General features: G+C 71.5%; 8 protein-coding genes. 2 read left to right on the top strand and 6 right to left on the bottom strand.

The window, feature by feature from the left end:
• Window positions 1-67 precede the first annotated feature (67 nt).
• The gene (locus EF387_RS01390; protein ID WP_128374584.1) at window positions 68-646 is read left to right on the top strand and encodes a hypothetical protein; all 579 of its coding nucleotides are present in this window, start codon (window positions 68-70) and stop codon (window positions 644-646) included.
• 51 nt (window positions 647-697) lie between these two features.
• On the opposite strand, the gene EF387_RS01385 is transcribed toward EF387_RS01390, so the two are convergent.
• The 5 genes from EF387_RS01385 to EF387_RS01365 form a co-directional block, all read right to left on the bottom strand.
• The gene (locus tag EF387_RS01385; RefSeq protein WP_128374583.1) at window positions 698-3,550 is read right to left on the bottom strand and encodes an NHLP bacteriocin export ABC transporter permease/ATPase subunit; all 2,853 of its coding nucleotides are present in this window, start codon (window positions 3,548-3,550) and stop codon (window positions 698-700) included.
• Window position 3,551: 1 nt separating this feature from the next.
• Entirely contained in the window at window positions 3,552-5,783 is a 2,232-nt protein-coding gene (locus EF387_RS01380) for an NHLP family bacteriocin export ABC transporter peptidase/permease/ATPase subunit (RefSeq protein ID WP_128374582.1), read from the bottom strand.
• Window positions 5,780-6,586, bottom strand: a complete 807-nt coding sequence (locus EF387_RS01375) for a biotin/lipoyl-containing protein (RefSeq protein WP_128374581.1) — start codon at window positions 6,584-6,586, stop codon at window positions 5,780-5,782. Before EF387_RS01375 ends, EF387_RS01380 begins: the two co-directional genes overlap by 4 nt.
• 95 nt (window positions 6,587-6,681) lie before the next feature.
• Window positions 6,682-6,897 carry a type A2 lantipeptide gene (locus EF387_RS01370; RefSeq protein WP_128374580.1) on the bottom strand — a complete coding sequence of 72 codons (216 nt, stop codon included), beginning with the start codon at window positions 6,895-6,897 and terminating at the stop codon, window positions 6,682-6,684.
• Window positions 6,898-7,607: 710 nt separating this feature from the next.
• Entirely contained in the window at window positions 7,608-8,021 is a 414-nt protein-coding gene (locus tag EF387_RS01365; RefSeq protein WP_128374579.1) for a PaaI family thioesterase, read from the bottom strand.
• Between the two features lie 226 nt (window positions 8,022-8,247).
• Here EF387_RS01365 and EF387_RS01360 point away from each other — a divergent pair, with 226 nt between their 5' ends.
• Window positions 8,248-9,651, top strand: a complete 1,404-nt coding sequence (locus EF387_RS01360) for a S1 family peptidase (protein ID WP_202918108.1) — start codon at window positions 8,248-8,250, stop codon at window positions 9,649-9,651.
• 130 nt (window positions 9,652-9,781) lie between these two features.
• Here EF387_RS01360 and EF387_RS01355 read toward each other — a convergent pair whose 3' ends face one another.
• The gene (locus EF387_RS01355) at window positions 9,782-11,836 is read right to left on the bottom strand and encodes a SpoIIE family protein phosphatase (RefSeq protein WP_128374727.1); all 2,055 of its coding nucleotides are present in this window, start codon (window positions 11,834-11,836) and stop codon (window positions 9,782-9,784) included.
• Between the last annotated feature and the right edge of the window lie 489 nt (window positions 11,837-12,325).

Here is a 12,325-nt window from a genome sequence, read left to right as displayed (position 1 = left end):
TGAACTGCCGTTAATGAAATTGACGGATGTTGTTGACTCGATTCAGTAGTTGAGGAGAGGAACGCGGATGCGGCGCTTCACCGGAGCGGTGGCCACGGCGGCCGTGACGCTGCTGATGGTCGGCTGCGCGGACGACCCCGGGCCGGCCGGGGAAGCGACACGGACGCCGGACTCCGCTCCTGCCACGCCGCGGACGAAGCCACCGGAGTCCTCCCCTCTGTCACCCTCCTCCGCTCCGCCATCCCCCTCCACGACACCCGCACCTTCCACTTCACCGGAACCGACGACCAGCCGGCCGCAACCGGCGCCCCTTCTGGTCGACTTCCGGATCACCGGCGGCTTCATCGGCCGCCAGGACCGCCTGCTGCTGCGCACCGACGGCACGTACACCGTCTCCACCCGCAGCGGTCCGGGCCGCACCGAGCGACTCGCCCCCGCCGAACTGGCCGCTCTGCGCACAGATTTGACGGAGGCCGATCTCGGCAGCCTGCCCACCCGCATGATCGACCCCAACGCCCGGGACCTGTTCGAGTACCGGATCACCCATGACGGCCGCACCATCGTCACGGACCGCACCCGGCGGATGCCCGCCCTGGAGAAGGTGATCGACGAGCTGGAGCGGCTGCTGACGGAGAACTCGCGCTGACAAGACCGGGCGGGAAGAGCCCGATCGCGCGCATCCGTCCTGCCCTGCCTCTCACGCCAACTGCCGCCGCACCAGCTCGTGGAGCCGTCCGCCGGTGCTGGCCAGCAGGTGGGCGGGCGGGCCCTGTTCGGCGATCCGGCCGTCCTCCATCACGATCACGCGGTCCGCGTCCAGCACGGTGGAGAGGCGGTGCGCGATGACGATCCGGGTCGCGTCGAGCGACCGGGTGCTCTCGATCACCTTGCGCTGCGTCTCGTTGTCGAGGGCGCTGGTGGCCTCGTCGAAGAAGAGGATGCGGGGGCGGCGGATCAGCGCCTGGGCGATCATCAGGCGCTGGCGCTGCCCCCCGGAGATCGCTCCGCCGCCCGAGACGATGGTGTGCAGACCCATCGGCATCCGCTCGATGTCCTCTGCGAGACCGGCCAGTTCGGCCGCGGCCATGGCCTCCTCCGGCGTGTACGGTTCGGCGCCGCGGATGACGTCCAGGATGGAGCCGGTGAACGGCTGGGCATGCTGGAGCACGACCCCGCACTGCCGTCGCACCGCCGACTGGTCGAGTGCGGCGAGGTCCTGGCCGTCGTAGAGCACGCTCCCGGAGACCGGCCGGTCGAAGCCGATCAGCAGGCGCAGCAACGTGGACTTGCCGCAGCCGCTGGGGCCGACGATCGCGACGAACTCCCCGGGCCGGACCGCGAAGGACACGTCGTCGAGGACCAGCGGACCGTCGTCGGTGTACCGGAACGACAGTTTCCGCGCCTCGATGGCGCCGGACAGGACACCCGGACGCGTGCTCGCCGTGCGCACCTCCGGTGTCGCCCGGAGAATCGGCTCAATCTCCTCGAACAGCGGCAGCGCGGCCACCGCCGACACGAAGGCGCCGGTGAGCTGGGTGACCGACGTCAGCAGAAGGGTCACCGAGGTGTTGAAGGTCAGGAACTCGGCGGCCGACATCGAGCCCCGCGCCGGGCCCGCCAGCAGCATGAACATCAGCAGGGAGCAGAGCGGCAGGTAGACCGCGCCGAGCACGGTGGTGAGGTTCTTGATCCGCCCGACCCGCTGCTGGAGTTCCCGGCTGCGGGCGAACTCGCGGGCCCAGGCGGCGTACGCGTAGTTCTCGGCCGCCGCCACCCGCAGTTTCGGCAGCCCCCGCAGGGTCTGGAACGCCTGGTTGTCGAGCTTGTTGCTCAGCGTGACCAGTTGCCTCTGCCCGCGCACCTGCCACAGCCCGAGGGCCAGGAACAGCGCCGCGATCACCACCAGCATCCCGATCGCGGCCAGCGCCATCGGCACACTGAACCACAGCAGCAGTACCAGGTTCATCGCGCCGACCGTGCCGGACTGGACGACCACCGGGCCGACCCCCGCCAGCAGCCGTCGGATCGCGCTGACGCCCATCGCGGCACTGGCCAGTTCACCCGTGGAGCGCTCCGTGAAGAACCGGGTCGGCAGCCGCAACAGCCGGTCCCAGACGGCGGGTTGGAGGGTCGCCTCGATACGGCCCTCCATGCGCAGGACCGTCAGGTTCTGCATCAGCGTGAACACCGCCGACACCACACTGCCGATCATGATCGCCAGACACACCTGGGCGATCAGACCGCTCTGTGCCTTCGGCACGAACTCACCGAGCACCTGTCCGGTGGCGATCGGCACCAGCGCGCCGAGGCCGACCGTGACCAGGCTGCTGACCGTGAGGTTGCGCAGGTCCCCGCCGGTGCCCCGCAAGGTGAACCGGATGAGCCCCAGCGGGCCCAGGGGCCGTTCCGGGAGCGGACGGTAGAACATCACCCCGCGCGGATCGAACTCCGCCGCGTTCGCCTTCTCCACCGGGGTCTCCCGCCCGGACGAGGGGTTCACCGCCGCATACCCGCCGCGCCGCCACAGCAACGCCACCGGGTCACCCGACGCGACCCGCCGGCCCACCAGCGGGCCCGCGTTCTCGCGCCACCAGCGGCCGTCGAGCCGCACCGCACGGGTACGCAGCCGCGAGGCGAGGGCGATCTGCTCAACCGGATCGAGCCGTTCGCCCGGCGGGGCGCTCGCCTGCGGCTCCTCCGCGCTCGAGCGGAGCCGGGAACTGGGGGGAGGACCGGCGAGGGTGATCCCGGCCGCCCGGGCGACCAGCCGGCAGGCGGCGTACGTGGCGTCCGCGTCCGCCGCGCCGACCCGCGGGGAACGCCGGTCGATGGACGCAAGCAGCGTCCGGTCGGCATCCGCGCGGACCGCCTCGCCCGCCCGGATGCCCTCCGCGGCACGGTCCTCATGGTCGCGCTCCACCTGCTCGATCCACCGGTCGAGCGCCGTCAGCAGCCGGTACTGCTGGTCGACCATGCCCTGCCACACCGCCGGGTCGACGTGCAGCTCGCCGTAGTCCGCGCCGTACTGCACGCTTCCCGGCGGCACCTGCATCCAGAACACGTTCTCGTCCGACGTGTCACGGCCGGTGGGCGCCGCACCCGGCTCCCCGGCCAGCGGCGCCTCGACGAGGACGGCCAGACCGCGGCCGACACCGAGCGCGAGGGCGTACTCCAGCGGACTCGACGCGGGAGGTACGTACTGGGGATTGCCGTACGCGTCGTAGGACCAGGTGGCGGTGGAGGCACCCTGGTACAGCTCGCGCAGCGCGATCCGCCGCATCACGCACTCGCGCGAGGGGCGGCCGACGAGCGTGTGCCGCGGGCCGTGGACCGGGCCGAGCAGCAGCGCCCCCGCCTCGAGCCGGCCCAGATGGTGCCAGTGGCCCTCCGCGTCCGCGTCCACCGCGAACAGGTCCAGCGATCCCTCCGCGACCAGCCACAGCACCTGCGGCCCCGCCAGGTCGAGCCGGCCGAAGCCGGAACAGTCGGCCGGGGCACCGAGGCCGCCGAGCGCGTTCAGGACGAGGTCGCCCTCGTACACCGTCGTCAACTCATCGCTCCCTGACGAGCTCGGCGTAGGCACCGCCGGCCGCGAGCAGTTCGGGGTGCCGTCCGCGTTCCACGACCGTGCCCTGCCGCAGCACCACGATCTCGTCGCTGTCGCGCACGGTGCTCAGCCGGTGCGCGATCACCACACAGGCACAGCCCCGGCGGCGCAGATTGTCGATGACCCGCTGCTCGGTCTCCGCGTCCAGGGCACTGGTCACCTCGTCCAGCACCAGGATGCTCGGCCTGCGCACCAACGCCCGGGCTATCTCCAGGCGTTGACGCTGACCGCCGGAGAAGTTCCGCCCGTCCTGTGCGACGGGGGAGTGGATACCGCCGGGGCGGCGCATCACGAGATCGTACAGGGCCGCGTCGCGCAGGGCCGCGACCACCGCGTCGTCGGGGATCGACGGATCCCACAGCGCCACGTTGTCCCGCACGGTCCCCTCGAAGAGGAAGACGTCCTGGTCCACGAAGGACACCGAGGCCGCCAGAGCGCCCCGCGGGATGTCCTCCAGGCGCTGCCCGTCGATGCGGATCGTGCCCTCCCACGGCCGGTAGAGGCCCGAGATCAGGCGTGAGACGGTCGACTTGCCGCTGCCCGACCCGCCGACGAGCGCGATCTGCTGCCCGGGGCCAACCGTCAGCGAGAAGCCGGTGAGCAGTGGCTTGTCGAGCGGGCTGTAGCCGAAGGTGATGTTGGCCAGCTCGACATGGCCCTGCAGCCGGCGGGTGCTGCCCGCCTCGGGACGGTCGTACAGCGGGTCCGTCCGGAAGTTCTCCACGTCCTTCAGCCGGGCCACATCGGCAGCGAAGTCCTGGATACGGCCGGTGACGCCGTTCAGCCGGGTGATCGGCGCTGTGAAGCGGGTCACCAGCGCCTGGAAGGCGACCAGGAGACCGACGGAGATGTGTCCCTCGACCGCCCGCAGCCCGCCGATCCAGAGGATGAGCGCGCTGTTGAGCATCGCGAGCGTCGGAGCCACGATGCCGAGCCAGGCGCTGGGCACGCCGAGCCGCTGCTGTTCCTCCAGAGTGGTGGCGTGCTGTCCGGCCCACCTGCGGAAGTAGCCGTCCTCGCCGCCGGTCGCCTTCATCGTCTCGATCAACTGCAGCCCGGTGTAAGAGGTGGTCGTGAGCCGGGCGGTGTCCGCGCGCAGCTTCGCGGTGCGGGTCGCGCGCAGCCGTACCACCACCCGCATCGCCACCACGTTCAGCAGCGCCACCGCGATGCCCACGGCCGTGAGCTGCGGGTCGTAGGTGTAGAGGAGCACGGCGTAGAGCACAACCACGACCGCGTCCACCCCGGCCGCCGCCAGGTCGCGCGCCAGGGTCTCGGCCACCGCGTCGTTGGAACGCAGCCGCCCGACGAGGTCCGCCGGACTGCGCTGGGCGAAGAACGTGACCGGCAGCCGCAGCAGATGCCGCAGGAAACGGGCGCTGCTCAGCGTCGAGGAGATGAGCCGGCCACGCAGCAGATTCGCCTGCTGCAACCAGGTCAGCACCACCGTGAGCAGCACGCACGCGGCCATCGACGCGAACAGCACGCCGAGCAGCGAGGTCTGTCCCCCGATCAGGAACACATCGATGTACGTACGGCTGAGCGCGGGCACCGCCGCGCCCACCGCCACCAGCAGCAGGCTCGTCAGCACTGCCGCGGGCATGGTGCCGTGGGTGCCGCGCAGCCGCGCCGGCATGGCCCCCAGGACACCGGGACGCCGGCCGCCCCCGCGGAAGTCCGCACCGGGCTCCATCACCAGCACGACCCCGGTGAAGCTGGTGTCGAAGTCCTCCATCGGCACGAAACGGCGGCCCTTACCGGGGTCGTTGACGTACACACCGCGCCGTCCGAAACGGCGCCCCATGCCGTCGTAGACGACGTAGTGGTTGAACTCCCAGAACAGGATCGCCGGCGCCTTCACCCCCGCGAGGGCGGCCACGTCCATCTGCATGCCCTTGGCCGTGAGACCGTAACTGCGGGCGGCCTTCAGCAGGTTCCCGGCGCGGGAGCCGTCGCGTGAGACACCGCAGGCGATGCGCAGTTCCTCCAGCGGCACATGACGCCCGTAGTGGCCGAGGACCATGGCCAGGGACGCGGCGCCGCACTCGACCGCTTCCATCTGCAGGACGGTCGGGGTGCGGACGGTGCGGTGCGTGCTCTTCGGGACGGGGCCGCGGCCGGCGGCGGTGCGTTTGGGGGCGCGGCGTCTGCCCCGCTCGGGGGGTGCGGTGGTCACGGGAGCAGCCAATCGATCGGACGCTGGTCGGCCAGCCGGATCGAGCCGGTGGCGAGGGTCATGGACGTCATGGCGAACGGTGGTCCGTCCTTGGAGGACCACCGGTAGCCGGACTCGGTGCCGGGGTCGCGGTCGAGGCGTACGAGCACCGCCACCGGACGGCCCTTCCGGGTGAACTGCTCGCCGAGCTGGCTGTCGCCGAGGAAGGCGCCGATCTGCTGCCTGCTCTGCGCGGTCCGGCCCACGGCCTTCACCCGACCGCGCAGCACCCCGTACTCCTCGGCCGGCGCCGACTGGACGGTGAGGTCGACGGCCGCGTCGTCGGGGATCGCCGCGGCGTTCTCGGCCGGTGCGTACACCACCGCCAGCAGCGGGTCGCCCGGCTTGGCGATCTTCTCCACGGCCGCGATGTCGGACCCGGTCGAGATGATGGCGCCGACCGTGGCGACGAGACTGGTGATCCGGCCCGCGGCGACCGTGCGCACCACCGTGTCACCGTCGTCCGTGCGGACCTTGAGCAGGGGCGCGTTCGCCCTGACACGGCGGCCCTGTTCCGCGAGTACGCCGGTGACCTGGCCCGCGACCGGGCTCTGCAGCACATAACTGCCCTGGCCGTGCATGAGAACGGCGGGCGCGCTCACCGTGGACGTCACCGAACCCCTCACGGCCCAGAAACCCGCAGCGGCCATGACGAGAACCGTCACCGTGAGCGCCAGCCAGCCCTGGGGGCGGGCGAAGCGCACCGGGAGGTCGAGCTCCTCGGGCGACTGCAGCTTGGCGAGGGCCTGTTGGCGGAACTGCACGGGTCTTTGCCTCACCTGGGGGCTGCGATGGGCTTCGGGCAAACGTGAGTCCCGGAACCTGGCCGGCTCCGGGACTCACCGCTTCAGGACGTGGCTCAGAGGCCGGCGACCAGGCCGGTCGCGACACCGGTGTTGATGCCGGTGGCACCCTCGACCGTGCCGACAACGCCGTTCACGACGCCGGAGACCGGGGCGATGGAGTCGACCGTGCCGGTGACGGTGCCCAGAACCTCGCCGACGAGACCGCCGGAGATGTTGTCGAGGTCGGCGTCGGCGATCTCAGCGGTCTGAACCTGGGGGGTGGAGTCCATGGTGGAACTTCCCTTCATATGGATGCTTCACAAGGGGGGAGCGGCCCCTCTGGGGGACAGATGGTCGGCCGCGCACGCGGGTGTCCGGCACCGGGTGGAGGGGACCTCCGGGTGCCGCCGCGGTGCAATGGATCAAAGCACGGCGTCGCGTCGTCCCCGAAATCAACTGGCGCTGTGTTCAGCGCTTTTGACGGCTCGGGGGAACGGATCCGTGGAGGCGTGGGCACGGCTCGGTGGCGACTTCTTCACAGCGTGCGCGCTCTCGTCCCGACTGCTTCGCACGCCCCGCGGTCCGGAATCGGGCACTCCGGTCCCAATGCCGTGGAGAGGCGGGCGGCAGGGCGCCAGGGGTGTGCAGATCCGCTGTGGGGCGTGACTCGGCTGCGTAGTCGGTGTGCAGATTCGCTGGAGCGTGGGTTGCGGTGATGTCCGGGGACCGTGTGTCACCGGAGGGTGGCGGAGGGCCAAGCGGTGGCCCTGGGTGGGTCGTCGCGGGGACCGTGTGTCACCGGAGGGTGGCGGAGGGCCAAGCGGTGGCCCTGGGTGGGTCGTCGTGTGTGCCGGTACCGGCGCAGGCGCACTCCGTGGGGGTGCCGGTGAATGCCGGTGAAGCCCGTGAGTGCCCACGGGTGCCCGGCGTGGCCGGCGTTCCTTGCCGGGCGATGGCACGCGTAGCGGCCGGGCACCCCTGACGGTCCGGCAGGTCCTCCTCAGCCCAGCAGCGCGTACACCGTGCTCGCGCGTGCCGCCGGCTCCTCGGTGCCCTCGGCGGTCATGGTGATGTCGGCGAACGCCATCCTGCGGCCGAGCTTGGTGATGGTCGCGTCGACCAGTACGTCGGTGTCCGCGACCGGGCGTTGAAAGGTCGTCGACTGCTGCACAGTCGTCATCGGCACGAAGGCGCCGCGTGCCGCCGACACCGCGATCACCGTCGCCGTGTCCGCCGCCGCCATCAGGGCCTGACCGGAGAGCGCGCCGCCCTGGCGTGCCAGCCGGTCGCTCCACGGCAGCCGGAGTACCGCGCGCCGGTCCTCCAGCCGATCGACGGACAGCCCCAGATCGAGCACCCACGGGGCGAAGTTGTCGTTGAGGATCTTGTCCGCTTCTGCGAGGTTCAGGGTCACCCGGTCATTGTCCATGACAGGGTGTCCGAGTTCCGGGTATTCGCGCTCTTCGCCGTGAACCGCGCCGTCTGCCAGGTAAACCGTGCCTTTGCAAACGGGGTTCCAGCATTTTTCAAAGAACGTTGAACACCTCACCGACCACCTCCGTATCAACAGGCAACAAGGCGCCCAGAGTTAGCCAGCAGCGGATCGGTGGCAAGGCCCCCATCCCCCCAGGAGGTCATAAGTGAGTCACAGGCGTACCCCCAAGACCAAGGCCGTCATTGCGGCAGCTGGTGTTGTGGCGCTCGGAGGCGCGGCGATATTGCTGCCCAACGCCATGGCTTCGCAGGACAAGCCGCAGGCCGCGGCGCCCAAGACGCTCGCGGCGGATGAGGGGTCGGACCTCGCTTCACAATTGGCCGAGGCTCTCGGCGAAGCTTTCGGCGGGTCTTATTACGACGCCGAAAAGCAGCAGGTCATCATTAACGTCGTCGACGGCGACAACAACAACATCATTCAGCAGGTAGAGGAAGCCGGCGCCGTTCCGCGCGAGGTGGACAACAGCTGGGATTCGCTGAAGACCGCGGCGCAGACGCTGAAGGCCGACGCGACCATTCCGGGCACCGCGTGGGCCCTCGACCCGCGGACCAACCAGGTTCAGGTCACCGCGGACAGCACCGTTACGGGTGCGAACTGGAACAAGCTGACTTCGACCGTCGAAGGCCTCGGAGAGGGCGTCGCGACGGTCAAGAAGTCGGCCGGCACGTTCAAGACGTTCGTCGACGGCGGCGACGCCATCTTCGGCGGCGGCGCCCGCTGCTCGCTGGGCTTCAACGTCACCGCGGGCGACGGTTCCCCGGCCTTCCTCACCGCCGGCCACTGCGGTGTCGCGACGGCCGAGTGGTCGGACTCCGAGCAGGGCCAGCCGATCGCCACCGTCGACCAGGCCGTCTTCCCCGGTGAGGGCGACTTCGCCCTCGTCAAGTACGACGACCCGGCGACCCAGGCCAACAGCGTGGTGAACACCGGCAACGGCCAGACCGTGGAGATCACACAGGCCGCCGAGGCCGAGGTGGGCCAGCAGGTCATCCGCATGGGCAGCACCACCGGGCTCAACGACGGCCAGGTCACCGGTCTCGACGCGACCGTCAACTACCCGGAGGGCACGGTCACCGGTCTCATCCAGACCAACGTCTGCGCCGAGCCGGGCGACAGCGGCGGCCCGCTGTTCACCCAGGACGGCAGCGCGATCGGTCTGACCTCCGGCGGCAGCGGCGACTGCACCGCCGGTGGCGAGACCTTCTTCCAGCCGGTCACCACGGCCCTCGCGGCGGTCGGCGCGACCCTCGGTGACGGCGGTGCGGCCGGCGGCGGCGAGGCCGGTGCCGGCGAGGACGCCGGAGCCGGTGAAGAGGCCGGAGCCGGTGGCGCTGGTGCCGGTGCCGGAGCCGGTGAAGAGGCCGGAGCCGGTGGCGACGCCGGTGCCGGTGGCGAGGCAGGCGCCGGTGGCGAGGCGAGCACGCCGCCCGCGGAGCAGGGTGCCGAGGAAGTCGGCGGCGGCGAGCAGGCCGGTGCCGGCGGTGACGACCTCGGTGGCGAGGACGCCGCGGAGCAGGGCGTCAACGGTGGGGCGAACGACCACCAGTGAGAACGCCGCCACCGGTGAATTCCGCCGGTAGGCAGCAGGCCTCGGTCTGAAAGGCACAGCGCCCACAGTGCGGCCCGGCCCTCCCCCTGGGGAGAAGCCGGGCCGTACGCGGTCGCCATCCCGTCGGTGTTCACTCAGGCCGCAGCAGCAGGAGCGCCACGTCGTCCGCACGCTGCTGGGTCCTCCGGTCGTGGTGTACGAGGCTGTCGGCCAGCTGGTCCAGCGGCCGGGCCCCGGCCGTCGCCAGGCGGCCGGCGAGCGAGGACAGGGCGTCCTCCAGATCGGTGTCCGGGGACTCGATCAACCCGTCGGTGTAGAGGGCGAGCACCGAACCGGCGTCGAGATCGATCTCCGTCGTGGGATAGGTGGCGTCGGTGTCGATGCCGAGGAGCGGCCCACCCGGCAGGTCCAGCACGGTCACCTGCCCGTCGGGCCCCCGCAGCAGCGGCGGCGGATGCCCGGCCCGGGCCAGCACCGCCCGTCCGGTCGCGCAGCCGATCCGCAGATAGAGGCAGCTCACGAACAGGTCCGTGCCGAGGTCCATCAGCAGCCGGTTGGTGCTGCGCATCACCTCCTCGGGCGGCTGACCGACCGTGGTGTACGCGCGTACCGCCGTACGTACCTGGCCCATCAGCCCGGCGGCGGTCACGTTGTGGCCCTGGACGTCGCCGATCACCGCGGTGGCCTCGCCGGTGGTGGAGACCAGGTCGTAGAAGTCCCCTCCGATCTCCATCCCCTGGGTCGCGGGCAGATAGCGCGCGGCGGCCTGCAGACCCGGCAACATCGGCAGGGAGTGCGGCAGCAGCGCGGCCTGCAGCCCGTGCGCCAGCTGGTGCTTGGCATCGTAGAGCCGGGCCCGCTCCAGTGCCTGCGCGATCAGCCCGCTCAGACTGGTGAGGACGGCGCGCTCGTCGGCCGGGAAGGAGTGCGGCTCGGCGTATCCGAGGACGCAGACGCCCACCGGCCGTCCGGAGGCGATCAACGGCAGATACGCCCAGGCCGCCATGCCGTCCGGTGTCGCGTGCCCGGCCGGATACAGCCGCTCCAGATGCTGACGGGACTCGATGAACGCCGGGACTCCCGTGGTCAGCGCCCTGGTTCCGGGGAGCGGCGCGGACAGCGGAGTGCCGTCGAAGCGCTCCACCACCGACGGGTCCGGGTAGCCACGCTGTCCCAGGAGGTCCAGCCGGTCGCCGTGCGAGCCGTACACCACCAGGGCCTGACTGCCGACGGCGGGCGCGAGATCGTCCGCGACCAGCTCAATCACGTCCTGGACGCTCGCCGCCTCGGTGAGCGCGCCCGCCAGGTTCAGCACGTGCGACATGGTCACCAGCCGGGAGGCGGGGGCGTCTTCCGCCCGCTGCGTGGGCGGCTGTTCGGCCCGGGCGGCCGGCTCGGCCCGGGTGATGCGTACGCTCAGTCCGTTGGTGCTCGGGTGGAGCCGGAAGGAAAGCCAGCAGGACGGCGGGCGCAGCGCCACGAACGAGGTGACCTGCTGGCTGATCAGCGCGCCGCGGTAGCGGTCCTCGTAGACGGGGTCGTTGAGCCAGGGCACGGACGTCCACAGCTGGCTGCCCAGCAGATCGCCGACCGGAACGCCGAGCAGTTCGGCCGTGGCGGTGTTGGCGAAGGTCACCCGGCCGTGCAGGTCGAGCGAGCACATTCCGTACGGCAGCCGCGCCAGCATCCGCGCCGCCTCCACCGTGCCGAGAGTGCCCGCGACCGTGGCGGCGGCGGCCGGGGCGAGCAGATCCGTCTCGGGCAGCAACTGATGGCTCTCCTCGGCGGCGCGCTCCAGCCGCAGCGCGAGCCGGTCGCAGGCCGCGGTGAGATGATCGCGCTCCCAGTCGGACAGCTCCGGCGGATGCGAACCGGGCCAGGTCACGAAGACGGCGCCGTACTCCTGTCCGGGGGTCGCCACGGGCACGGCGGCCAGTGCGAAGGGGTAGGGCAGCACCATCGCGATCCGCGGAAAGCGGCGCGCCATCTCCTCCTCGCCGCTCACCCAGATCAGCCGCCGTTGCCGCAGCGCCTGCGCGACCGGCACCGGAGCCTGCAGCCCGACCCGTTCCCAGGGGGCGGCGAAGGCCCGGGGCAGCCCCGCCATCACGGCCATCACCAGCGTCGGCTCGTTCGGCGCCAGCAGATAGACGGCGCCGGAGTGCGCGTGCACGTCGTCGAGCATCGCCGCCAGGGCGAGGGAGAGGATGGGCCGCCCCACGCGGGCCGGGACCGTGGCAGCGCCGGCCTGCCCGAAGCTGACCTCCGCGGCGTGTCCTTCCGCGGCTCGTCCTTCCCCGGGGTGTCCCGCTTCCGCGGTTCGTCCTTCCCCGGCGCGTCCCGCGTCGGCGCGTCCTGGCTCGGCGCCTTCGTTGCCCGTTCGGACTTCGACGGCCCGTTGTGCGCCCTCGGATGGCGGCCATGGGTCCCGTATGCCGGACATGGCGGACCACCTCCTCCCGCTGCCGCGCGAAGGGCCCACGGCTCAAGGCTCCCTCCTGGGCGCGCTCCCCGCACGGCGGGCACGTCGGACACAGGCCCTTCGAACGCGCACCGCGCGCCGGCGGCATACCCCGGCCGCACTCCGCCACCCCGGTCCCCATGGGCCCGTTCGTCCACGCTCCACCGCCACGGAGTGCTCCGTGCCGGTCACAGGGGCTGCGCGACCGTGCGG

It is taken from the genome of Streptomyces cavernae (assembly GCF_004023625.1).
Taxonomy (GTDB): Bacteria; Actinomycetota; Actinomycetes; order Streptomycetales; family Streptomycetaceae; genus Streptomyces; species Streptomyces cavernae.
Note: the sequence above shows the minus strand (reverse complement) of the source record. Positions and strands in the feature narration are given on the sequence as shown.

What these genes read in the sequence shown, in the direction of transcription:
- EF387_RS01355 (WP_128374727.1), bottom strand. Translation starts at nt 11,836, where the DNA reads ATGCTCGACGACGTGCACGCGCACTCCGGCGCCGTCTATCTGCTGGCG.
- EF387_RS01370 (WP_128374580.1), bottom strand. Translation starts at nt 6,897, where the DNA reads ATGGACTCCACCCCCCAGGTTCAGACCGCTGAGATCGCCGACGCCGAC.
- EF387_RS01390 (WP_128374584.1), top strand. Translation starts at nt 68, where the DNA reads ATGCGGCGCTTCACCGGAGCGGTGGCCACGGCGGCCGTGACGCTGCTG.